Source organism: Haladaptatus sp. QDMS2 (assembly GCF_029338295.1).
Classification (GTDB): domain Archaea; phylum Halobacteriota; class Halobacteria; order Halobacteriales; family Halococcaceae; genus QDMS2.
This window is the reverse complement of sequence record NZ_CP119792.1, coordinates 163274-186736: the sequence shown is the minus strand read 5'-3', so window position 1 is coordinate 186736 and position 23463 is coordinate 163274. Positions and strand designations below refer to the sequence as shown.

The 23463-nt window shown below is 61.1% G+C and carries 25 protein-coding genes; 13 read left to right on the top strand and 12 right to left on the bottom strand.

All coding sequences use genetic code 11. The features are described from left to right. Positions 1-3: 3 nt before the first annotated feature. Positions 4-1356 (bottom strand): aminotransferase class III-fold pyridoxal phosphate-dependent enzyme, encoded by a 1353-nt coding sequence (locus tag P1M51_RS16935; protein WP_276248956.1) that lies wholly within the window; start codon positions 1354-1356, stop codon positions 4-6. A 79-nt stretch (positions 1357-1435) separates the two neighbouring features. Then, entirely contained in the window at positions 1436-3052 is a 1617-nt protein-coding gene (locus tag P1M51_RS16930; protein WP_276248957.1) for a BCCT family transporter, read from the bottom strand. 512 nt (positions 3053-3564) lie between these two features. Between P1M51_RS16930 and P1M51_RS16925 the strand changes: the two genes are divergently transcribed. Then, positions 3565-4218 carry a hypothetical protein gene (locus tag P1M51_RS16925; protein ID WP_276248958.1) on the top strand — a complete coding sequence of 218 codons (654 nt, stop codon included), beginning with the start codon at positions 3565-3567 and terminating at the stop codon, positions 4216-4218. Between the two features lie 4 nt (positions 4219-4222). Here P1M51_RS16925 and P1M51_RS16920 read toward each other — a convergent pair whose 3' ends face one another. Together P1M51_RS16920 and P1M51_RS16915 are read right to left on the bottom strand one after the other, a co-directional pair. Further along, positions 4223-4609: a Rid family detoxifying hydrolase gene (locus tag P1M51_RS16920; protein ID WP_276248959.1), complete on the bottom strand. Its 387-nt coding sequence runs from the start codon at positions 4607-4609 to the stop codon at positions 4223-4225. Positions 4610-4612: 3 nt separating this feature from the next. Continuing rightward, positions 4613-5992, bottom strand: a complete 1380-nt coding sequence (locus tag P1M51_RS16915) for an aspartate aminotransferase family protein (RefSeq protein ID WP_276248960.1) — start codon at positions 5990-5992, stop codon at positions 4613-4615. A 161-nt stretch (positions 5993-6153) separates the two neighbouring features. Here P1M51_RS16915 and P1M51_RS16910 point away from each other — a divergent pair, with 161 nt between their 5' ends. From P1M51_RS16910 to P1M51_RS16880, 7 genes are all read left to right on the top strand, one after another. After that, positions 6154-7815, top strand: coding sequence for an aldehyde ferredoxin oxidoreductase family protein (locus P1M51_RS16910; RefSeq protein WP_276248961.1), 1662 nt, complete (start codon positions 6154-6156; stop codon positions 7813-7815). 92 nt (positions 7816-7907) lie between these two features. Then, a complete protein-coding gene (locus P1M51_RS16905; RefSeq protein WP_276275189.1) occupies positions 7908-9290 on the top strand; it encodes a hypothetical protein in 1383 nt (460 codons plus the stop codon). Next, on the top strand, positions 9287-9562 hold the full coding sequence (locus tag P1M51_RS16900; RefSeq protein WP_276248963.1) for a hypothetical protein: 276 nt from the start codon (positions 9287-9289) through the stop codon (positions 9560-9562). Before P1M51_RS16905 ends, P1M51_RS16900 begins: the two co-directional genes overlap by 4 nt. Positions 9563-9752: 190 nt before the next feature. Beyond that, positions 9753-11183 (top strand): aldehyde dehydrogenase, encoded by a 1431-nt coding sequence (locus tag P1M51_RS16895; RefSeq protein ID WP_276248964.1) that lies wholly within the window; start codon positions 9753-9755, stop codon positions 11181-11183. Positions 11184-11232: 49 nt separating this feature from the next. Next, a complete protein-coding gene (locus P1M51_RS16890; protein ID WP_276248965.1) occupies positions 11233-11871 on the top strand; it encodes a helix-turn-helix domain-containing protein in 639 nt (212 codons plus the stop codon). 91 nt (positions 11872-11962) lie between these two features. Then, the gene (locus P1M51_RS16885; RefSeq protein WP_276248966.1) at positions 11963-12322 is read left to right on the top strand and encodes a group 1 truncated hemoglobin; all 360 of its coding nucleotides are present in this window, start codon (positions 11963-11965) and stop codon (positions 12320-12322) included. 88 nt (positions 12323-12410) lie between these two features. Beyond that, positions 12411-13394 carry an ROK family protein gene (locus tag P1M51_RS16880; protein WP_276275188.1) on the top strand — a complete coding sequence of 328 codons (984 nt, stop codon included), beginning with the start codon at positions 12411-12413 and terminating at the stop codon, positions 13392-13394. A gap of 9 nt (positions 13395-13403) precedes the next feature. Here the strand turns inward: P1M51_RS16880 and P1M51_RS16875 are convergent, their stop codons facing one another. From P1M51_RS16875 to P1M51_RS16845, 7 genes are all read right to left on the bottom strand, one after another. After that, positions 13404-14525 carry an MBL fold metallo-hydrolase gene (locus tag P1M51_RS16875; protein WP_276275187.1) on the bottom strand — a complete coding sequence of 374 codons (1122 nt, stop codon included), beginning with the start codon at positions 14523-14525 and terminating at the stop codon, positions 13404-13406. A 117-nt stretch (positions 14526-14642) separates the two neighbouring features. Next, positions 14643-15056 (bottom strand): helix-turn-helix domain-containing protein, encoded by a 414-nt coding sequence (locus tag P1M51_RS16870; RefSeq protein WP_276248969.1) that lies wholly within the window; start codon positions 15054-15056, stop codon positions 14643-14645. 89 nt (positions 15057-15145) lie between these two features. Beyond that, positions 15146-16162 carry a sulfite exporter TauE/SafE family protein gene (locus P1M51_RS16865; RefSeq protein ID WP_276248970.1) on the bottom strand — a complete coding sequence of 339 codons (1017 nt, stop codon included), beginning with the start codon at positions 16160-16162 and terminating at the stop codon, positions 15146-15148. After that, the gene (locus P1M51_RS16860; RefSeq protein WP_276248971.1) at positions 16162-16323 is read right to left on the bottom strand and encodes a hypothetical protein; all 162 of its coding nucleotides are present in this window, start codon (positions 16321-16323) and stop codon (positions 16162-16164) included. Before P1M51_RS16860 ends, P1M51_RS16865 begins: the two co-directional genes overlap by 1 nt. An 80-nt stretch (positions 16324-16403) precedes the next feature. Then, a complete protein-coding gene (locus P1M51_RS16855) occupies positions 16404-16859 on the bottom strand; it encodes a DUF6691 family protein (RefSeq protein ID WP_276248972.1) in 456 nt (151 codons plus the stop codon). After that, positions 16856-17350: a YeeE/YedE family protein gene (locus P1M51_RS16850; RefSeq protein WP_276248973.1), complete on the bottom strand. Its 495-nt coding sequence runs from the start codon at positions 17348-17350 to the stop codon at positions 16856-16858. The genes P1M51_RS16855 and P1M51_RS16850 overlap by 4 nt, the downstream gene beginning before the upstream one ends. 1 nt (position 17351) lies before the next feature. After that, a complete protein-coding gene (locus P1M51_RS16845) occupies positions 17352-18533 on the bottom strand; it encodes an MBL fold metallo-hydrolase (protein ID WP_276248974.1) in 1182 nt (393 codons plus the stop codon). A gap of 205 nt (positions 18534-18738) precedes the next feature. On the opposite strand from P1M51_RS16845, the gene P1M51_RS16840 reads away from it, so the two are divergent. From P1M51_RS16840 to P1M51_RS16825, 4 genes are all read left to right on the top strand, one after another. Then, the gene (locus tag P1M51_RS16840; protein ID WP_276275186.1) at positions 18739-18981 is read left to right on the top strand and encodes a sulfurtransferase TusA family protein; all 243 of its coding nucleotides are present in this window, start codon (positions 18739-18741) and stop codon (positions 18979-18981) included. A 3-nt stretch (positions 18982-18984) separates the two neighbouring features. Further along, a complete protein-coding gene (locus P1M51_RS16835) occupies positions 18985-19569 on the top strand; it encodes a DsrE/DsrF/DrsH-like family protein (protein ID WP_276248976.1) in 585 nt (194 codons plus the stop codon). A gap of 104 nt (positions 19570-19673) precedes the next feature. Then, positions 19674-19916: a hypothetical protein gene (locus P1M51_RS16830; RefSeq protein WP_276275185.1), complete on the top strand. Its 243-nt coding sequence runs from the start codon at positions 19674-19676 to the stop codon at positions 19914-19916. A gap of 57 nt (positions 19917-19973) precedes the next feature. Next, entirely contained in the window at positions 19974-21431 is a 1458-nt protein-coding gene (locus P1M51_RS16825) for a metallopeptidase TldD-related protein (protein WP_276275184.1), read from the top strand. A 25-nt stretch (positions 21432-21456) separates the two neighbouring features. On the opposite strand, the gene P1M51_RS16820 is transcribed toward P1M51_RS16825, so the two are convergent. Next, a complete protein-coding gene (locus tag P1M51_RS16820) occupies positions 21457-21903 on the bottom strand; it encodes a nuclear transport factor 2 family protein (RefSeq protein WP_276248979.1) in 447 nt (148 codons plus the stop codon). Positions 21904-22702: 799 nt separating this feature from the next. On the opposite strand from P1M51_RS16820, the gene P1M51_RS16815 reads away from it, so the two are divergent. After that, on the top strand, positions 22703-23458 hold the full coding sequence (locus P1M51_RS16815) for an SDR family oxidoreductase (RefSeq protein ID WP_276248980.1): 756 nt from the start codon (positions 22703-22705) through the stop codon (positions 23456-23458). Positions 23459-23463 lie beyond the last annotated feature (5 nt).

Genomic DNA, 23463 nt, shown 5'->3' with positions numbered 1-23463 from the left:
CGTCTACGCCGGCACGGCGTTCGAAACCGCGTCGATTGCGTCACAGAAGATGCCGATTCCCAGTTCGATTTCGCGCTCGGTCACGTCGAGCGGTGGGAGCAGGCGGATGGTCTTCTTGCCACAGCCGAGGGTCAACAGGCCGCATTCGAGGGCGGCTTCGACGACGGCATCGCGGCGGGCGGGCGAGTCGAACTCGACTGCGAGCATGAGCCCCTTGCCGCGCACGTCTTCGACGTACTCGGGAGCCGCGTCCCGAATGAATTCCTGTGCTTGCGTCCCGCGTGCGACGGCGTTGTCGAGCAAGTCGTGTTCCTCGATAGCGTCGAGCGTCAGTGCTCCTTGCATCGACGCGAGGAGGTCGCCGCCGCCGAACGTGGACCCCAATCGGTTCTTTTCCTCTGGGAAGATGTCCGTGCGAGAGATGGTCGCGCCGACGCGAAGCCCCTTCGCCGCGGAGATGATGTCCGGTTCGATTGGGTAGTGGTCTGCCGCCCACATCTCGCCGGTGCGGCCAACGCCGGACTGGATTTCGTCGACCACGAGTGGGATGTCGTGGGTGTCACACACGTCGCCCACTTCTTGCATGAACGCCTCGTTGGGGAAGCGATAGCCACCGACGCCCTGAATGGGTTCGAGAATGGCGAAGGCGACTTCTTCGGGGTTGACGTGGCCGCCTTCCGGCGAGAGCATACCCCGGAGGTACGACCCGTCGCCCGCAGTAAATCCGCAGGAACACGCTTCGGGACTCGCACAGTCACAGAAGGGGACGGTCTTGACGCCGGCTATCTCTGGGTAGTGGCGCGTGTAGACTTCCTTCGACTTCGTGAGCGAAAGCGTTCCGACCGTCCGGCCGTGGAAACTCCCCTCGAAGGAGACGGCGTACTTCGAATTCGGCTTCGCATCGTGGGCAATCTTCATGGCGTTCTCGACGGACTCGGCCCCCGAATTCGAGAGGAAAACGGTGTCCATGTCGTACTGACTCGACACCGAGACGAGTTTCTCCATCAGGTGACTCGCGACGGGGAACTCGGCCGTCTCCGGGTCTGGACCGACGCCAAAGTACATGTCCTGTCCGGCGATTTTCATCGGTTCGACGAGGTCGAACTCCCGGAGTTTCGAAAGCACTTTCTCGTTGTTGTAGCCGAGCGGTGCAGCGCCGATGTGACAGGTGAAATCGAGGAGGACGTTTCCGTCCACGTCGGTCACGAATGGGCCGTCCGCCTCGGCGACGATGTCCCAGACGAACTCGTGGGAGTACTCGCTGGGTGCGGCGTGGTCCGAGTGAAACGAAATCCACTTCTTCGCGTTCGGGCCCGGAAGCGTGTCCGCGTCGGGTTCCGCGGTAGCTCTGTCCATACACAAATAACGTTAATGGTGTCAATTAAAACTTGTTACCGACGCGCGAAACGGGGTGGAAAACGAGACGCGATTCGGCTTAGTCGTCGTCCTCTGCCACGGCGCGGCCCCGAGTGGATTGTTCCTTCGAGGTGGACCCGATGAGCGTGGTCCGGTCCTGGAGCAGGAGGCTCCCCGTCTCGTCGCTGAACGTCTTGAATAATCCGAACGTGGCGACCAGACAGACGAGTGCGAACGGCGCACCGGTGATGATAGCCGCAGACTGGAGTGCCTTCACGCCGCCGCTCACCATCAAGATTGAGGCCACCGCACCCTGCAACACCGCCCAGAAGACGCGGTTGATGGCCGAGGGTTCCTCCTTGCCGCCCGTCGTCATCATCGAGACGGCGAGCGTAGAGGAGTCTGCGGACGTGACGAAGAACGTCGTCACGAGAATGAGGAAGCCAAACAGGAGCACGGGGCCGACGATAGGGAGCGACCCGAACAGGACGTACCCTGAGACGGCCTCGCTGAACTCACTGACGGGGCCGAGGATGTCGGCCGCGCCACTGTTCTGCATGATGAGTGCAGAGCCGCCGATGATGGCGAACCACGGAATCGTCGCGAGCGAGGTCGCGCCGATGCCGGCGAACGCAACCTCGCGGACGCTCCGGCCCTTCGAGATGCGGGCGATGAACAGCCCGGCGAACGGCGACCACGCAAGCGGCCAGAGCCAGTAGAAGGCCGTCCAGAGGTTTACCCAGTCACCGCCGCCGCTGTACTGGGTGTAGAGCCCCATCTGGAAGAAATCGCCCAGGTAGCCACCGACCGCCTGGGTGCTGAGTTTCAGGATGCCGAAGGTCGGTCCGAAGACGAGCGTCGCGACCATCAACACCAGGAACATCACCATGTTGAAATTCGAGAGGCGGCGAATCCCGCGGTCGACGCCGAGGACCAGCGAGATGGTGAAGATGACCGTCATCCCGGTGATGATGAGAATGGTCCCGAGGTCGCCGAGGTTGATTCCCCACTGGAACTGCAACCCGGTGATGAACTGACTGCCGATGAATCCGAGGGAGGTGGCGACGCCGCCGATGGTCGCGAACACCGCGAGGATGTCCACGATTTTCCCCCAGAAACCGTCTACGTTCTCAGCGCCGATGATGGGCGTGAGCACCGCAGACACCCGGAGTGGTGCCCCGTAGTTGTAGACGTAGTAGCCGATGGCGAGGCCCATGACGGTGAAACACGACCACTGGATGAGCGCCCAGTGGAACAGCGTGTACTGAATCGCGATGGGCATCGCTGCTGCAGACTGGGCCGGCACGTCGTACAACGGCGGGACCGTAGAATAGTGGAACAGCGCCTCGGCGGGCCCCCAGAACACGATGCCTGCGGCGAGCCCGGCCGAGTACATCATCGTGAAATACGAGAAGTAACTGTACTCGGGTGTTTCGTCGCCGAGTCGGAGCTTCCCCCAGGGGCCGAAGATGACGAAGGCGAGAAACGCGACGAAGATGAGCATCACGATCAGGAAGAACCAGTTGAACTGGGCAAGAATCCACTTGCGAATCCCATCGACGGTGCTGAACGCGGAATCGGGGCGCGCCACGAACATGGCGACGAATAGCAGCGTGATGCCCGCACCGAAGGCGAACACGATGGGTTCGATTTCGTCTACGAATTCTGCGACGACACCGTCATTGCTCGAACTCATCTGCTGTCACCCCCTGCTGTGGGTTGACCGACGCGATTCGATGCTGTCCGGCTTGGGGTGGTTCGTGTCCGATGCGGTAGGTGGTTTGCGGGTGGTGCAACGCGACGTCTGTCGTGTGGGGTGGGGTTTGTCTGAGGCATCTGACTGTCCTCGCATGCCGTGCGGCGTTTCCTCGTGCCACTCGTTGCCGTACGTCACGTCCATTGACAATATCACCAATAAGTGTTACGGTTACTGAAAACGACGAATACAATATTCGTATATTCGACGGCGTGGAATCGAACATTCTACACATCCACATGACAGATTTGCGAATTGTATCGAGCATGTCGCTCAATCGGTACGCACTGGCTCGATCCTCGCTGTTTGCACCGCGAAGCTGACCTGTGAATACAGAATTCGTATACGTTGAAGGCGAGTGATTTGAGGAAACTGTCTGCCTTGGTTTCACATTGCGGTGAAGTATCGCACTCGTCGTAATATTTAATCCAGATTGTAAACAAAAGCTGTGTATGGAACACGGTCCCGACGATGCGAACGCCCGTGACAGTCTCGCGTACTCGGCGGAGCGCGGCCGGGGCATCCTCACTCCGAGCGACCGAGAGTATCTGCTCGGGCGAAAAACCGACTACACGGAACATTCGAAAAAACAGAAGCGAAATCGCATCCGGAGACGCCTACGCAACGCGATTCTCGACTTCACGATTCTCTTCGAGTGTCTGGAAGACCGAGACCGGGAGACGGTGTTCAACCCCGACGACGCGGACCGGGCGGCCTACACCGAGGGCATCACCGATATGCTCGCGTTCTTGCACCTCGGCACGATGGGCTACTACACCCCGTTTAAGGATATGCTCGCGAAAGGCGTCGGCAAGGCAGAACAGGAACTCGCTGGGTCCGATTATCGCATGGTGTCTGTCGATTTCAACGTCGACCCGGTCGGCCAAATCGACGTAGACGACGTCATCGACAAACTGGAAGCCGGTGCGTTCAACGACCTCACCGACGACGAGATTCGGGCGTTCGTTCGCCTGCTCGCCGACTCTGCGGATTTCTCTGCGACTGAGATGCGCACCGAGATGAAAGAACAGATGACGGAGTTCATCGCCCGCGTAAACGAGGCGACCGAACAGCGAAACAAGCGGGTCGAAGAGCTAAACGACTGACTCGTCAGCCGAGGTAGGCGATGGCGTCGAGTTCGACGCGCACGTCGCCCGGCAGTCGCGAGACCTCGACGCAGACGCGGGCTGGCGGGTCACCGTCGAACCGTGCGCCGTAGGCCTCATTCACCCGCTCGTAATCGTCTAAATCCGTGAGGTACACCGTGATTTTCACTACGTCGTTGAGGCCCGCACCGCCGGCCTCGTTCACGACAGCCTCGATATTGTCCAGAACCTGGTCGGTCTGGGCGTCGATGTCGCCAGCTACGTCCTCGCCGGTTTCCGGGTCTACCGGCCCGTACCCGGAGACGTAGAGCGTGTCGCCCGCGCGAACGCCCTGTGAGTAGGGATTGTCATTCCGTGGGGCGTCGTCGGTGATGATGCGTTCTGCAGGCATGGCTTAGAGCGTGGCTTTCTCCGCGGTCGCTTCGCGAATGCCGTCGGTGATGACGTCGAGTGCGAGTTCGGCGAGGTCCTTCGTGAGCACGAGCGGCGGGAGCAGGCGCAGGACGTTGCCGTGGCGGCCCGCCTTCCAGACGAGGACGCCGTTTTCGAAGCAGTAGTCCTGGATCGCGTCTGCCACCTCGTCGGCCGGGGTGCCGTCTTCGTGACGGAACTCCGCGCCGATGAACAGGCCCTTGCCGCGTACTTCTGCGAGCTGCGGGGTCCCCTCTGCCACTTCTTCCAGGCGCTTCGTGATGTAGTCGCCAAGGTCACGGGCGTGGGCGAGCAGGTCGTGTTCCTGGATGTATTCGATTGCTCGCGTCCCGGCGCGCATGGCGACGACGTGACCGCGGTAGGTTCCGGCGTGGTCGCCGGAGCCCCAGGTGTCGAGGTCCTCGTGGTACATCGTGGCCGAGAGCGGGAAGCCCGTGCCGCCGAGTGCCTTCGCCGAGGTCATCACGTCGGGGGTGACGTCGTACCACTCGCTGGCCCACCACTGGCCCGAGCGACCGAGGCCGCTCTGAATCTCGTCGAAGACGAGGGGGACGTCGTTGTCCGTGGCGATGTCACGAAGGCCTTTGAGGAATCCCTCGGGTGGAGCGATGACGCCGCCTTCGCCCTGAATCGGCTCGACGAAGATGCCAGCCGGATTGGCGAGGCCGCCGTAGGGGTCCTCGAAGATGGCCTGGACCTCTTCTAAGGCGTGGTCGACCGCCGCCTCGGGGGACTTCCCCATCTCGAGCGGACTCGGGTAGGGTGCGTGGGTTACGTCGCCGAGCAGCGGCGTGTAGTGACCTTTGAAGTCCTTGTTTCCGGTGAGGCTCATCGCACCGCTCGTCGCGCCGTGGTACGCACCGCGGAAAGCGACAAGCCCGTCTCCGCCGGTGTTGTACTTCGAGAGTTTGATGGCGGCTTCGACGGCGTCACTGCCGGTCGGCCCGCCGAACACGACGCGGTTGTTCCCCTGGAGGCGGCCTGGCGCTATCTCGTCGAGTTTCTCGATGAGTTCGAGGCGTGCCTCGGTCGGGAAATCGACCGTGTGGACGAGTTTGTCCGCTTGCTCGTGGACTGCGTCGAGCACGTATGGGTTCGCGTGGCCGACGTTGAACACGCCGATGCCCGCGAACATGTCGATGTAGGTGTTGCCGTCAACGTCGCGGACGGTGGCACCCTTCCCCTCCTCGAAGGCGACGGGAATGTCTTCGGGGTAGGCGACGGCGCTACTGTCGATAGCCCGCTGCTTTTCGAGCAGTTCCCGTGAGCGTGGTCCGGGAACGTCGTCTACCTGCGCTGGGTCGTCGTAGTGGAGTTCGTGAATCGGTGGCCCTGCAACCATAGTCGTGACCATGAATAACACGCATAAATATTTTGTGAACACTTTTCATAAAGAGTGTACACAAAAATCGACTCTGCAACTGCTCGTGTCAATCAAATTTTGTTGGCTGTGTCAACAGTAATCGTAATCACTTTGGACGCGGGGCCACGAACAATTCGCCAATGCTTCACACGGAAGGGCCCCTCCTTAGCGTCGACGTCGGTGCACGGGAGACGACGACTGAGTCGATAGACGATATCTTGGAAGCGTTCGTCGGCGGCAGAGGCGTCGCGACCCGCCTCGCCCACGAGCGCATCCCGTTCGACGTCGCGCCGTTCGCGGCGGAAAATCGGCTCTATTTCACCACCGGACCGATGCAACACTCGAACATGAGTTTCACCGGCCGCATGAACGCCACGGCAGTCTCCCCGCTCACGGACGGCCTCCTTTCTTCGAACGCCGGTGGATTCATGTCGCGTAACTTCGCCGACACGGGACACTCCGCGGTCGAAATCGTCGGCGAGAGCGACGAACTGCTCGCCGTCCACGTCACCGACGACGGGGTCACCTTCGAAGAAGTGCCCGAACTCGAGGGCGCGACAGTCCCGGAGGTAAACGACTACATGGGCGACGAACACGGCCTCGACACGGACACGCTCGCCGTCATTGGCCCGGCAGGCGAAAATCGCGTCCGGTTCGCTTCGATCATGACGAGCGGCGAGCGAGCCTTTGGCCGTGGCGGCCTCGGTGCGGTGCTCGGCGCGAAGAACGTGAAGGCCATCAGTTTCGAGGGCGATTCGGCCCACGAAATCGAGATTCCAGCCTCGCAGATGGAGATTCATCGCGAGGCGGCAACCAGCGACCACATCATGAAACAACAGGGGACGACGGCCGTCACCGACCTCGCGAACGAACTGGGAGCGTTCCCCACCCGCTACTTCGAGGAAACCTCGTTCGAGCACGCGGACAAGATAAACGGCGACCGGGTCGCGGAGAAGAAGTACAAGAAAGGAACCTGTTCTGCGTGCGCGTTCGCGTGCAAGCTTCCGACGAAGGACGAAGAATCGGGCGTCGAAACTGAAGGCCCCGAGTACGAGACGGTGATGGCCTTCGGCGGCAATCCGATGGTCGACGACATCGTGGACGTGATGAAGTCGAACAAACTCTGTGACGAACTCGGAATGGACACCATCTCCTGTGGCGACGTGGTGTCTGCCTACCTCAAGGCCGAAGACGAGTTCGGCAACGCGGACCTCGTCCACGAGATGGTCGAGAAGATTGCGTATCGTGAGGGCGAGGGCGACCTGCTCGCCGAGGGCGTAGACCGCGCCGCGGGCGAACTCGGCGTGAAAAACTGGACCGTCAAAGGCCTCGAATTCCCCGCCCACGACGGACGCACCCTGAACGGCCAGGGCCTCTCGTACGCCACCGCAAATCGCGGTGCAGACCACATGTACGCCGTGTTCTACTCCTACGAGTACCCTCTCGTCGGCAAGGACAAGGCGATGAACCCAGAGGGTCTCGACGGGAAACCGCCCGTACTCGTCGAGAAGGAAAACCAGATGGCGCTCAACGACAGCGGTATCGTCTGTAAGTTCTCGCGGGACTTCATGACGCCAGAACGCTACGAACTCCTGTTCGGCGCAGCTTACGAGGACCTCCTCGCCGTCGGTGCGAGAGTGGTCGAACTGGAACGCCACTTCAACAACCAGCGTGGTTTCGACCGCGCAGACGATACGCTCCCGTTCGAAATTGAGGGCCTCGATGAAGCGCTCTCTGCGTACTACGACCTACGCGGATGGACCGACGAGGGCGTCGTCCCTGACGCCAGTCTCTCGGTCTGAGCAGTTCCGGACGGCCTTTTTTCAGCGCGTCGAACCTCGAAAAAGCACCGCGATTAAGACGGTGGCTGACAAACACTCGCACGACGCCTTCGATGAACGCGAGAGCCTCCGTCCGATTTGCCCTTCTTACAGGCCTCGGTATCGCCGTACTCGCCCGGCCCACCGCGGCCCACGCGGGCGGATTCGGCACGCTCGTGACGAACGCTGCCGTGCCGACGTGGCTGACCATCGTCACGGGCGGCGTCATCGTCGGGGCGTCGTTCATGTTTACGAGTCTGATGACCGACCACGGGGCGATTCGGGCGGTCAACGACTGGCGGGTTTTCGTCCCATCGACTGGGGCAATTCAGCGAGCGATTCGACCGATCGCGGGCGGCCTCGGCGTGGGCGTGTTGCTCGTCGTGCTCGTGACCGGGTTCACCGGGTCACAATCGCCCACGCGAAACTTCGCGACGCTGTTCGTCTGGGCCGGGTGGTGGGCGGGGTTCACGATGAGCGTGTACCTCGTCGGTAACACCTGGCCGGCGCTCAACCCGTGGCGGGCCGTTGCCGCGTTGGTTCCCGCGAAACCGCGGCTCGCCTACCCCGACCGATTTGGCGTCTGGCCCAGCGTCGTCGGTCTGCTCGCGCTCGTCTGGCTCGAAGTCGTGAGTCCCGTCTCGGAGAATCCGCGCTTGCTCGCCACCGTCATCCTCGGCTACTCGGTCATCACCGTCGTCGGAGCGATTCTGTTCGGTGTCGAAACCTGGTTTGGGCGTGTAGACCCAATTTCACAGGTGTTCCGGTGTTACGGACGCATCGCCCCGATACAACGGACAGAGACAGGCCTCGCGTTCAAACTACCGAGTACTGCACTGGCGACTCGCCGGGTCGCAGAACGACCCGACGAAACGGCGTTCATCGTCGCGTTGCTGTGGGTGACCACCTACGACGGCTTTATCGCGACGCCACTGTGGCGGTCGGCCATCGAACCGCTCGTGGTCAGCGGCGTCCCACCGCGAGCGCTCTACTTCGTGGCCATCGTCGCCGGATTCGCGCTCTTCCTCGTCGCCTACCGCCTCGCCGCTCGCCGCGCTCGGGAGTCGGCGCGAACCTACGTCACGCCGCAGTTCATCGAGGGTTGGTTCGCCCCCGCGTTGTTGCCAATCGCTGCCGGGTATCATCTCGCGCACTTCCTCGCGTTCTTCCTCACGCTGTCACCAGCCCTCATTACGGTGGCCGCGAACCCCTTCTCGCCGCCACTCGACCTCCAGGTGCTCGTGATTCCGGGGTGGTTCTCGACGCTGCAATTGCTGTTCGTCCTGCTCGGTCACCTGTTCGCCGTGTGGATTGCGCACTCGCTCGCCTTCGACCTGTTCCCCGGCAAGCTCAAACCGATTCGGAGTCAGTACCCCTTCATCGTCGTGATGATTTTCTACACGATGACGAGCATGTGGATCGTCACGCAACCGTTTCGTCCACCACCATTCATATGACAACCGTCACGCCCGACACCGTCGTCTTCGAAACCGACCCGCCTGCCGTGTACTGTCCCTACTGCGAGCGCCCGTTCGACACCGACCTGACGCTCGCGCTCCACGTCGGCGAAGCACACCAGGACGAGTGGTCTGATACAGACCAGACGGCCTACGAAGACGCCCTCGCCGAGGAGGACGACGACCTCTGGCTATACCACATGAAAATCGTCGTCGGGCTTGCGATTTTGTATGGTGTTTTCATCGCCGCCTACATGATCGTCCTCGGTTGACCCTTTTCCTTGTACTCGGTTATTCCTCGCCTGTATACTCCCCGTCACTATCACGAGTGCATCCTGTCCAAATCTATAACGATGAATCATGCGAGTATTCGGAAACCGACCGCAGAGGCGGCGATACGTGCGATAATTTGTTTTTTCAAATCCGAGTAAACTTTTTGTGATAGGGGGTGTATGGTAGCATATGGCTACGACGCAAACGCACCCTGGTGGCGAACTGTTCATCGGCGGGAAATGGCAAACCCCGCCCGACGTCATCGAGGTGACGGACCTCGCTGACGGCGGCATCTTCGCACAGGTCGCGGCAGCTGATGCAGACCACGCCGAAGCGGCGCTCACGGCCGCCGAGCACGCGAAGCGAACGATGCGCGAGACGACCATCGTCGAACGCGCCCAGTGGGTCGAACAGATTGCAGCCGGCATCGAAGCGCGGAAGGAAGAACTCGCGGCGGTCATCGTCCGGGAGGCAGGCAAGCCGATTTCGAGCGCCCGCGGCGAAGTCGACGCCGCCGCAGAACGGTTCCGTCGCGCCGCGGAGGAGGCCCGGAATCAGCAAGGCGAGTTCCTCGAAGGAACGACGACTGGTCACGAGGGATGGCGGGCCATCGTCGAACCGCGCCCCGTGGGCGCGGTACTCTGCATCACGCCGTACAACTATCCCCTCGCGACGACGGCGTTACAGGTCGCTCCCGCGCTCGCCGCGGGCAACGCCGTCATCCTGAAGCCGGCGTCGAAGACGCCCATCTCCGGGGCGATTCTCGCCGAAATCATCGCTGACGTAGACCTTCCGGCTGGTGGCTTCAACTTCGTCCCCGGACGAGGGTCGGTCGTCGGCGACAAACTCGCGGGAGACGACCGTATCGACGCCATCGCGATGACCGGGTCGTCCGGCGCGGGAAAGCACGTCGCAGGCGAGTCGGGGATGGCGACTCTGCACATGGAACTCGGCGGGAACGCACCGGCCGTCGTCTTCGATGATGCGGACATCGAATCGGTCGCCGCGGCCTGTGCGAAAGGTTCGTTCAAGTACGCGGGTCAACGCTGTTCGGCCATTTCGCGGGTGCTCGCCCACGACGCCGTCCACGACGAGGTGGTCTCCGCCATCGAAGCCCAAATGGACGAGTGGCAAATCGGTGACCTCTTCGACGCGGAGACGACCGTCGGTCCGCTCATCTCCCAGGAGCAGGCCGACTGGGTCGAGGAACTCGTCGCGGACGCACTCGACCGGGGAGCAACACTCGTTCGTGGTGGGACTCGTGACGGCCGAGAATTCGAACCCACGCTGCTCGCCGAGGTTCCCCACGACGCCCGCATTCTCCACGAGGAGCAGTTCGGTCCCGTCGCTGTGGTCACGCGTTTCGAGGAAGAAGCGGAGGCGCTCGACATTGCGAACGGCGGCGACCTCGGCCTCGACGCCGCCGTGTTCACGAAGGATTACGACCGCGCATTGCGCGTCGCAGACGCTCTCGAAGCGGGAGGCATTCGTATCAACGGTGCGCCCTCCCACGGACTCGGCGACATCCCCTTCGGCGGGGTCAAAGACTCCGGTATCGGCCGCGAGGGACTCGGGTACACCATCGAGGCCTTCACGACGACGAAGACGATTACGCTGTGAGTGCCTCGGTTCGGTCGCATTTTATACTTCGCCACGTGTCCTGTAGGTGATGACCGCTGGAATTCACGCACAGGTGACGGTGAGGGGTCTCGAAGACTGTCCCGTAGCGGGCGTGAGCGAAGACTTCGAGGTGCAATCGGTGGTCACGAACACCAGTCATCACGGGGACGGTGCGGGTGTCGTCGGTGAAGTCACCATCGACGAGGATACGTCACGGCAACCCGCCGCTGAATCACTTGCTCCGGTCTTCGCGGACGGTGACCGTGCCGTCTATCGCTACGAGCGCGAAACGGCTGACTGCCCCTGCGGAAAAATTCCGACCCACGGCTGCCCAATCAGAGATATTCGTGCGACCAAGGGCTCGCTCACGTTCTCGTTTTTCGCCCCCGACGTGGAGACGGTTCGGGCAATCGTCTGTGACCTCCGGGCGTGTAGCTCGTCGGTCCACCTCCATCGGCTCACGCAGTCGGTTGACGACGACCAGGCCTTACTGGTCGTAAACCGGGCCGCATTCACGGACCGCCAGTACGAGGTGCTCGAGACGGCTCACGAACTGGGCTACTTCGCCCGGCCTCGGGAATCGGATGCGACTTCTGTGGCACGGGCGCTCGACATCTCCGTGGCCACCTTTAGTGAGCATCTTGCTGTCGCTCAGGAGAAACTGCTGGACCAGTTGCTCGGCGAGTGAATGGCAGGGAACCTCTCGCATGGGATGATAAAAACCCAATGAGGCTAGCGAGAAGGTGTACCCTCTCCGTCGGGTAACGTCTCACTATCCGATGGCTCAGTCACTGTATGCGGAGATTGGCGGCGAACAGGCTGTCTCACAGGTTGTGGACGATTTCTACGACCGCGTCCTCGCGGACGACAACCTCGTGGGGTACTTTGAGGACTACGACATGGCCGAACTCCGTGCCCACCAGGTACAGTTCATCAGCGCCGTCGCAGGCGGCCCCGTCGAATACACCGGTGCGGACATGCGTGAGGCGCATGCTCACCTCGACATCAGCGAACCCGACTTCGAGACGGTCGGGCAGTACCTCGAACGGGCGCTCCGGGAAAACGGCGTCAGCGATGAGAACGTCGCGAGCATCATGGACGAGGTGGCCGCCCTCAAAGCGCCGATTCTCGGAACCTGAGCGCAAACCTCTCCCAACTCCAGAAGAAGTACCCGAATTCGAGTAAATATGTGGCAATTTAAGTAGCCTCCGTGTGCTGCTTTGAGGTATGTACGCGGGCGTTGACCTCGGGGCGACGAACATTCGAACCGTGGTGGCAGACGAGACGGGGACCATCACCGGTTCGGACGAACGGCCCACGCCGCCGGGACCGACGGGTATCGCCGTCACCGACGCCATTCTCGGGTCGCTCAAAGCCGCCTGTGACGCGGCGGCCATCGCCCCCACGAACATCTGGGCGGTCGGTGTCGGGTCTATCGGCCCCCTCGACCTCGCGGAGGGAGTCATCGAAGACCCCGCGAACCTCCCCGACACGATCGACCACATTCCCCTCACCAGTCCCATCGAATCACTCACTGAGACTGACCGGGTCTACCTCCACAACGACACGAGCGCGGGGGTCATCGGGGAGCGATTCCACGCAGCGCAGAATCCCGACGACATGGTGTATCTGACCATCTCCTCTGGCATCGGGGCCGGGGTGTGCGTGGACGGCCACATCCTCTCCGGGTGGGACGGGAACGCAGGCGAAGTAGGACATTCCACACTCGACCCTGCGGGAGAGATGCACTGTGGTTGTGGCATGGACGGTCACTGGGAAGCCTACTGTTCTGGAAACAACATCCCACTCTACGCGAAACACCTGTTCGAAGAAATGTCGATGAACACTGCCCTCCCCATCGACGACCCCGACCTCGATGCGGCGACCGTGTTCGCAGAAGTCGGTGACGACGCATTCGCGACGCACGTCATCGAACAGGTCGCAGCGTGGAACGCAATGGGTATCGCGAATCTCGTCCAGTCGTATGCCCCGCTGGTGGTCTACGTCGGCGGTGCGGTCCCGCTCAACAATCCCGAGGTGACCCTCGACCCCGTCCGCGACCGCATCGCGGACATGGTGATGGTGAACGTTCCCGAAATCAAGTTGACCACGCTTGGTGACGACGTGGTGGTCCGGGGTGCGCTGGCGAGTGCGATGTCCGAAGGCACGGGGGACCGTTCGAAGCTGCGAGCGGGCGTGAAAATCGAGTGAGCGGGCGCTTCAGTTCGCCGCGCAGTTGTTCGGGCCGAGCTCGAGCGATTCGACGTCTTCGCCGGGCTGTTTCTTGCCCCAGTTTATCTGCTTGATTTCGTTGTAGTTTGCCGGCTCGTCGGAGAGACTCTCGACGATGGTTTCGACGAACTGCTCTTCGTTTTGGTTCGCAACGTAGCTCAGGAGTTCGTTCGAGGACTCTTCGCGGAGGTCACCGAGTTGCGTCGCCAGCGGGCGAATCGATTCGTCGCTAAAGTGCCCTGGCAGCACGACAGTCTCGGCCGAGTGGTCGAGCAACCTGGTCAGGCTGTCGAATAACAGGCTCGACGCCTCGCGGATGGCGTCTTTCGAGTTGTCCTCCAGGTCCGGGCGACCGACGCTCCGGAGGAACAGCGTGTCCCCCGAGATGAGCGCGTCGTCGAACTGGAAGGAAACGCTGCCGTGGGTGTGCCCTGGCGTGTGAAGCACGTCTACGTCACGGTCGCCGACAGTGAGCGTCTCACCGTCTTCGAGTTCGGTGACGTTGTCGAGTTCGCCAGCATCGTCACCGTGGAGGTAGTATGGAACGTCGAGTTCCCCGGCGAGTCGCCGCGCACCGGAGACGTGGTCTGCGTGGGCGTGGGTGTCTGCCACGCCGACGATTTCGAGGTCGCGCTCGTCGGCCATCCCCAGATATCGGTCTACGTACTGGGTCGGGTCGACGACGATTGCCTCGCCGTCGTCGTGGAGGAAGTAGGAGACGCATCCCGTTCCGGGTCGGACGACCTGTACGACGCCGGATGCCCCTTCGACTTCGAACGACTGGTGGACGCGCCCCCACCCGTTCATGCCGTTGTCGATGGATTTCGCCTCGAAGCCCTGGTCACGGAGGAACGCGGCGGCCCGTGCAGAGGTGATACCTGCCACGCAGACCGTCGCGATCTCGCGGTCTCGCGGGAGGTCATCGAGGTGTTCTTCGAGCGTCGAGAAGTCGTGTTTGAGCAGTTCGTCGTAGATTGGGAGGTTCGTACTCCCGGGAATCTGCCACTCCTCGTAGGCGTCTTCCCTACGCACGTCGAGCACGAAGAGGTCGTCGTCCTGGGCCTGAACTCGCTGGGCGACGGTCGACGGGTCGAAGTCGGTATTGCTCATTGTACACAAGACTACTTGCTGTACTTACTTAACTTCGTCGGCTATCGAACTGGAACGACGGTCGGTCCTCGACAGGGAGAAGGCGAGATGGGAAATCATCCGGCCGCAAACGAATACTCAGGTTTCGGCCTGCGGCGTCCGAGTGGACGTATCGCTCTCGTCGGCGTACTTACGGTTGAACTCGCCGATGAGCGTGCCCATCTTTGCGTACCAGTCGTTGAGCATTCGCTGGAGGTCCTTGGTTATCGCATCCGGGTCGGCGGCGCTGTAGACGTGATAATAGCCGCCGTGTTCGTAGTTCACCTGTTCTTTCTCGACGAGACCGGCCTCGATGAGGCGCTGGACCGACCGGTAGGCGGTCGAGCGTTCGCGGTCGATACAACTTGCGACTTCGTCGACCGTCATCGGTTCTGGAGTGGTACTCAACAGTTTGAACACGGTCGTATCGATCTCCTTGAGGCCGTGGATGCATTCGAGGAGGCCCTCGCACTCCATCTGTTCTCGGAGCAGTTGACTCAGCGAATCTCCCATCGTTGTCTGACGTTGGTGTTCGCGACAGAAAAGCTTTTGCACGTTGTGTACAATACTGCTTGAACCGAGTACTCACTGTCAAGCGAGTGTTAGTGGCCGGTTGAGCCGTCTCCAGACGAGGTTAGCGTACACCAGACACCGGCACCTTCACTTCTGAGCTGGCAGATTGCACTCAGGACGACGGCCCCACTTACGAGAATCGCCGCCCCGAAGATGAGCGCGATGCTGAGTGTCTGCAACCAGCCCATCCCGAGGGGGGCTGCGAGATTTTTCGCGGCGACGGCCACGCTGCCCGCGAGGAGCATCGCGGCGAAGTAACCCTTGATACCGTCTTCGTCCACAAGTTTCGTCGCCCCCGCACCGATGCGAGCGCCGAGCGCACTTCCGGCGAGCAACGACCCGACGACGGGGAGATTCACGGCCCCAGCCTGCGCGTAAACGAAGGCACCGAACGCCCCGGAAATGGTAATCTGGAGGATGTCCGTGCCGACGGCGATGGCCGCGGGGACTCCGAAGCCGTACATCATCGCGGGCATGAGGAGGAACCCGCCGCCGACGCCGAGCAGGCCGGAGAGGACGCCGATTGCGAGTCCAAGGGTGAAGATGATGACCGCCGAGATGCGGATGTCACCCTTCAACGTCACCATCGGCGGAATCTCGATGGACTGGACTTTCTCAGAGATGTCCCTGCCAGTCGATTTCTTGTCCTCAGTGCGTGCGTCATGGAGCGTGAACAGACCAACCGTCGCGAGCAGGCTGACGTACGCGACGCTGATGACCACGTCGATGACGCCCGTCGATTCGAGGAACGTGATGACGTGTTCACCCAGTTTGATGCCAATGGTCATCGCGACGGTCATGATGGTCGCAAGTTTGTAATCGACCTGCCCGTGACGGCGGTGGCGAAGCGCGCCGATGATGCTCGTTCCGAAGACGAACGCGAGTCCACTGCCGACCGCCACTTTCGCCGGGTAGCCCAGCACCAGAAGGGCCGGCGTGACGAGGAACGACCCGCCCATGCCGAAGAAGCCGAACAGGATCCCGATGAGGAGGCCAAAGCCGACGAAGATGCCGACCATCGCGAGGCTCAATCCGAATGGCTCCATCACTGCTCACCTTCCAACGTTGCTCGCATTTTCGGGCCGACGACCGTGGCCAGCGCGCCGTATCCGACGTACAGTGCGCCAGCCTCGGCGAGAACGATGCCGACCGTCTTCGCGGCGTGTATCGGGAGTGCAATCGAACCGAGGGCGAACAGGTCAATCATGGATTTCGTCTGTGTGCAACATAGTGATTTTCGCGCAATACTGGTTTTGTAAGCCTGTGCTAGTGCGTTTTCGCATCATCTCAACTGGAACTGGCTGTGTTTTCATCGCGGGCGGTTCGCCAGTAGCCCTGGGCGTACGCGCCGAGGAACATCCCGACGATGGCCCAGAGGATGGGGAAGTTACCGATGCCGACGCTGGCGTAGGCCGCCCCGGGACAGATTCCCGAGATGCCCCAGCCACCGCCGAAGACGACGCCGCCGAGGACGACGTTTCGGTCCATCTCTTTGAGGCGGCGCGTGTATTTCCGGCCGGTCAGGGGTGCGGTGTCGAGATACCGGGTGGCAACTGCGAAGGCAATCCCGGAGACGACGGCTGCCCCGCCCATCACGAACAGGAGGCCGAAGTCCTCGAACTGGAGGAAGTCGAGGACGATTTCTGGCTTTGCCATCCCACTTATCGCGAGTCCAGCGCCGAAGATGACGCCGCCGACGTAGATGACGGGGAGGAACCACGAACTCCGACCGGAGTTGCTCATGGCATCACCCCGAGTGCCTGCACCAGTTGGGCAGTTCCGATGGCGACGGCGAGGAACGTCGCGACGTTCACGAACGACGTGTTCGAGAGCGACCCAACGCCGCAGACGCCGTGGCCAGAGGTACAGCCTTTGCCGAGGCGAGTCCCGACGCCGACCAGAAAGCCGCCGCCGAGCAGTCGCCACCACTGGACGTCAGTTGTCCAGGCTCCCGCGCCCGACGTGAGGGTGTAGATGGCCGCGCCACTGATGATGCCGACGGTGAAGACGACGCGCCAGTTGCGCGACTGGACGTACGTGTGACGGTTGAATCGCCCGACGTCGGAGATGTAGGAGAGCGACGATTCGAGAAACGTACTCGCACCGGCGATGATGCCCGTCGCGAGGTAGATCGTCGCCGCTCCGAGTCCGACGAGGAGCCCGCCAATCAGGTACGGCGCGATTCCTCTCGGGAAGAGGTCTGCGAGTGCAACCAGCGGGGTGAGTGTGCTCATATTAGTTAGTCAGCGCGTTGTCACTCGCGGCACAGTTGTTCGGCCCGAGTTCGAGCGTGAACGCTTTCTCGTCGTCGGGCGATTCGCGGCCGAGATTGGCTGCGATAATTTCCTCGTAGTTCGACGGCCGGGGTGGCATATCCGCGACGATGAACTCGACGAACTCGACTTCGTCCATCGAGAGGACAGCCATCGATTCCTGCAGGTCACCGAGTTCTGCGGTATACCCCCCGTCGTCTTGTGGCGTGGCGGCGTCGCTGAAGTGCGCCGGCGCGATGATGGTGTCGTCAGGAAGGGTGAGGACCTTCTCCGTGAGACTCTGATGGAGAGTCGCCGCCGCACGCTTTGCGGCTTCTGGGTCTTCGAGGTCGGGACGGGCGACGCTCTCGGTGAACAGGCCGTCGCCAGTGAACAGTACGTTGCCGACCGTGTAGGCGGTCATACCCGTCGTATGGCCCGGCGTGTGGATGACCTCGATTTCGACGTCGCCGACGGTGAGTGTGTCGCCGTCTGCGACCGTCTCGTACGGCACGTCGTATTCGACTCCGCGGTCGGCGGCTGGTTTGGGAAGGACGGGCGTCGCGTCAGTCTCGGCTGCGACCGTCCGGATACCGGAGATGTGGTCTGCGTGGATGTGCGTGTCGAGTGCGTAGGTCAGGTCTGCGCCCATCGCGTGGGCGTCCTGCTCGTATTCGTGGGCGAATGCACGGAGTGGGTCGATGACGGCGGCTTCGCCGTCGGAGACGACGAGATAGGCGAGACACCCGCTCGATGGACGACGGTATTGGGCGATTGTCGCATCAACCGCTACGTCGAGTTCGGTGTATTCGTAGATCCGGGCCCAGCCCTTCATGCCACCTTCGAGGTGGTTCACGTCGTAGCCCTCGTCCTGGATGTGCGCTGCGACCAGCTCGCTGGACCCGCCTTTCGCACAGAGAACCGTTATCTGCCGGTCCTCCGGGAGTTGCGCAAGGAGGTCCTCGGGGATGCCATCGAGGAGCTGGAAGTACGGGTAGTTCACGATATCGACGGTCTCGCCGTCGATGTGCCACTCTTCGAAGTCCCCTTCTCCGCGTGCATCGAGGAGGAATACCGGCTCACCACTGTCGATGCGGTCTTTCAGCGCTTCCGGGGAAATCGACTCAATTGCTTCCGCTCCGTCAGGAAGGTTGCTTTGCGCCATCAGTAGTTGGTCATATCCGATGACAGCCCATAAACCTTTGCATGGTTTTGCAATTATAACACAATACTAATACTCTCGATTGCGTGTTGGTGGGCTATTGAGGCCTGATTATCTCACCACAACCGGTTAGATTGTGCTTAGAATGAGCAATACTACCGTTAGATATATGTTCGAGAGGTCAATATTGGGCTATGAAGTCAATACCATGACTGACTACACCGTCACCGAAACCCTCGACGTGAAAGGACAGAACTGCCCAATGCCGGTCGTCAAGACGAAACAGGCCATGGACGGTCTCGCAGCGGGCGACGTCCTCGAAGTACTCGCCACCGACCCAGGCAGCATGAGTGACCTCGGTGGCTGGGCAGAGACGCAATCGAACGCCGAACTGCTCGGTCAGGAGGAGGCAGGCGACGTCTACAAACACTATGTCCGCAAGACGGAGTAACCTATGAGTACCGACACGAGCGGCCCCGAAAAGGCGGTCGATACCGACTCGATGAATCGTGAAGAACTCGAATCCCAACTCGAAGCGCTCGAAGAACGGCTGAGCGAACTCGAAGCCAAAGCGGAAGGCCCCAAGAAACTGTCCATCATCGCGACGAAGGGCACCCTCGATATGGCCTATCCACCGCTCATCCTCGCGAGCACGGCTGCCGCGTTCGGCTGGGAGGTGCAGGTGTTCCACACCTTCTGGGGGCTCGACATCCTCCACGAGAAGCACTCGAAGAACCTCAAGATGAGTTCGGTCGGTAACCCGAACACACCGATGCCGAACATGCTCGCCGCGCTTCCCGGCATGGACCGCATGACGACCAAGATGATGGAGAAGCAAATCGAGAAGAACAACACCGCCACTATCGAGGAACTGTTAGAAACCTCCCTCGAGATGGGCGTCGAGTTCCAGGCCTGTCAGATGACGATCGACCTGATGGGCTACGACGAGGACGACTTTTTCGACGGCGTCACGACCGGTGTCGGTGCCGCAACGGCTATTCAGGACATGGCCGACTCAGACATCCAACTGTTCGTTTGATTCCTCATTTTCTCGCTTCGCAACGCATTATCGAAGGAATGACCATCCCCAGTCGAATCTGCACGTCACAACGCTTGTAATAAACCCCTCCCAACTGGTGAACCATGCGAACATTCGACCCCCGTCGCCACGGACTTGCGACGCTCGGCCTCGGCCTCTCTATTCTCTTTGCTGTGGCCGCGTTCGCCTATTTCGCGCTGTCGGGAGCATATCTGCAGGGTGCAGCCCTCGGCATCCTCGTCATCGCCGCCGGCATCTGGGAGTATCGGCGGAAGGTACAGGACGAAATCGTCTCGAAAACCTACGAGGCGGAGGCTGAAACACAGAACCAACGGTCCCAGCGGTAACGCACCCCGCGACTGCGTCCCGAGAGGTTCATGGCGGGTGATTCTGTAGCACAGTGTATGGATGCAGACCGGGAGGCACTCGTGGACGCGTTGGAGTTCTTACTCGACCGTTTCGAAGGGGTCGAGACGGTCGCCTACGCAGAAGTCGGGGCCATAGCGCAGGCGAAGACGGATATCGTCGTGACCGAGGACGGATTGCGCAACGCCACGCCGTTTACTGAAACCGGTGTCTGCTGTCGCGTGTTTGCAGAGGGAGCGGCAGACTACCGTTACACGACGTCCCTCGACGAGGAAAGTCTCACGGACGTGGCAGACCGGGCCATCAGAAGTGGCGAAGTGCTCGCCCAGCGAGATGCCGGCCGCTTCGACCAGTTCACTCACCATCAAGGGGTCCACGGCGGGTGGGCCAGTAGTCGTATCGACGCTGTAGAGAAGGCAGAAAAAGTCGACATTTTGCAAGCAGGTCTGACAGCAGGTGAAAACCTCGACCTGTCGAACGCGTGGGTCAATTACACCGACGCGCACATCGAGACGACGCTCGCCACGACGACTGGCAGCACCGTCCAGACGACGCTCGACCGGGGAGCCGTGACGGCCATTCTCACACTCATCGATGGACAGAAAGTGAAACGCCACGCGGGTTCGACTCGCGGTGTGGGATTCCTCGACCACCTGCCCGGATTTTTCGACGAGTTGGTCGAGGACGCGACCGAACTCGAATCGGCTACTGTCGAAACGCCACCCACGGGTGAGACAACCATCGTTCTAAGCCCCCGAGCAGCCGGGCAATTGTTTCACTTCGTCTCGCGCTACCTCGAAGCCGACATGGGGTACATGGGCCTCAGCCCCTACGCTGTGGGCGACCGAATCGGCTCAAACGAATTGGCCATCGAAGATACGATTCACGCCGGGTCGTGGGCCGCCCTCGCGTATGATTTCGAGGGACGACCGACGACGCCGGTTCAGCTCGTAGAAGACGGTCGGGTGACGAGACTCCTCCACAACACGACCAGCGCCGCCGAAGAAGACACGTTCCCCGCCGGCAGCGCCGTCCCAAGCCTCGGGTTCGACCAGCCCCCGCGCATCCATGCGCGGCATCTCGAAGTCGCACCCGGGACGGCGACGACCGACGAGCTCAACCACGGCGCAACCGTGGTCATTGACCGGTTCGGTGACCCGTACCTGCGAGACGATTTAGAACGCGTCCAGCGCACCGGCGTCATGCCTCCGAGTGTGCTCTACGCGAAAGATATCGACCGGAAAACGACCGACCGACCGGACCGTGGCCGGGCACAACTCCCCGTCGCTGAGGGGTATCGACTCGACGGCGGCGAGCGCGTCGGACGCGTGTCAGGTGTAGCGCTCGATTTCGAACCCGGAACGCTCGACGCAATTTCTGCAATCGGTCGCGTCCGTGAGACGACTACTGGCGTTGCAAACAAACACAAATCACGATTGCCGTATGCCGTGACTGCGCCCGGCATACGGTTGCACGCCCGGCTGGAATCGCTGTAAGTCGCCGAAAAATTGTATCGCGGGGTCACTCTGCAGTTGTCAGTTGTGCAAGGATATCCTGGAATTCCTGGTTCGCATCCGCGTGGTGGTGGATTATTTTCCAGTCACCGTCTTCGAGTCGATAGACGTTCGTCGCGCGGAACTCGGCATGCAGCGCATGCCCACCGAGGTCCATCGAGACAGTTTCGGTTACGAGTTCGCAGGCCAGCTCACCGCTCGTGCGAACGAGTTGGTCTGTTCGGGTGACCGACCCGTTCGATGCTAATTCGGCCACGCCAGCCCACGAATCGCGCACTGCGTCCCATCCTTCTTCGCGCCCGCCGATGGGATGCATCGTCGTCACGTCGTCGCTGTGCGACCAACATACTTCCATCAATCCTGCGTCGCCGTTCGCCATGCGTTCTAACGCTTCATAAAATCGGTCCGATGCTACGTGTGGATTTTCTGCCCGAGTCATTCTTTCTGCAGCCATGGGTTTCACCCGCTGCTACGTACGCTTCGGGGGCGGTTATAATCGCGTGAACGTGTCGGATTCGACGACCGACTGGAGGATGAAACGAGGACCCGAATGAAGCCGACGATTATCGCATCTCTTCCGGTGTGACGACAGTGTCCGACATTATCCACGCCGTGTCACTATCTGCCTCTTCGATGCAGATCGCAAAGAACGACTCTCGGCCTTCATCGACAGTAATCCGAAAGCCGCGACTTGTCAACTTTTCGCCCTTCTCGGAAGGGGATTCTGGGGTTGTCACACACGGTTTCAGGGCCACCGATAAATAACCAACACGGTTTCGAACGCGGTCGTAGCACACGGGGCTTACACGGCCTAAGTCACCGGGTTTCTCGATTCCATCCGGCGAACTTTCTTCGCTCAATTAACATTTGTGGTGGTGTGTCTCCCTGTCATCCCTATCGAGAAACCCTCCAATATTTGATAAACTGTGGATGCGTGTGTAGCGCGGCTGGACATTCCGTGGGTACCGACCGTCTCGCAGTGGGGGAATTCCGCTCACGGAACGCCGGCGCGGTGGTAACGCGGGAACCGATAGCGTCCACAGCGCAGCCATGAGAAGAGGGTCATCACATACTCGGTGAGGCTGGAGAGACCTCTCGTCATGACCGAACATTCCCGCACGGAAGTTTGACGCCACTGACTCCGATTTCCGAAGGCGAAAGCGGGATTTTCTGCCTGACAGACGCAGGAGAGGACTCGTCGCAGGGCCAAAAAATTGTCAAGGGAGATAAATTACGCCGTCGTATGGAGTGGTATGGCAATTTCAGGGGGACAACAGGTCGTGGTCATCACCGGGGCGAACGAGGGAATCGGCTTTCACCTGGCGGCTGCGCTCCTCGAGGCGGGGTATCGGGTCGCCTGTCTCGACGTTGAAGGAGCGCAGTTCCAGTCACTCGTCGAGTCACATCCCTCCCACGCCCGGTTCGAAGAGTGCGATGTGACGGTGGACGACGACGTGACACACGCCGTAGAGAGAATCATCGACGAGTGGGGCGGGATAGACATACTCGTCAACAACGCTGCGGTTTTCAACTTCGCACCGTTCGACGAGCAAACGCTCGCAGACACCCGCCGCGAGTTCGAGGTCAACTACTTTGGCTACCTGCGGACGATTCACGCCGTCCTGCCCCACATGCAAGCACGAAATAGTGGCATTATCCACAACGTGAGTTCAGGTGCGGGACTGGTCGGCCACCCCAGCCTGACTGGGTACGCCGCCACGAAGGGTGCAATCGAGGCGTTCGTCCGCTCGCTCCGGCTCGAACTACAACGCACGAACGTGTCGTGTACCGTGATGCATCCGCCCCTCGCGAACACGCGGTCTGGGGCCACGCTCGGCTACCCCGAATCGTTCCTGAGCGACCCCGCGTACGTGGGGCGGAAACTGGCTGCGAAAATTGAATCGACCGACCCGGTCATCACAGCGGACTGGAAGACGAAACTCGGCTTGACTCTCTCGAAGCGGTTCCCCACGATGGTCAGGCGGGGAACTGCTCGGTTCGTAGAGTAATCTGA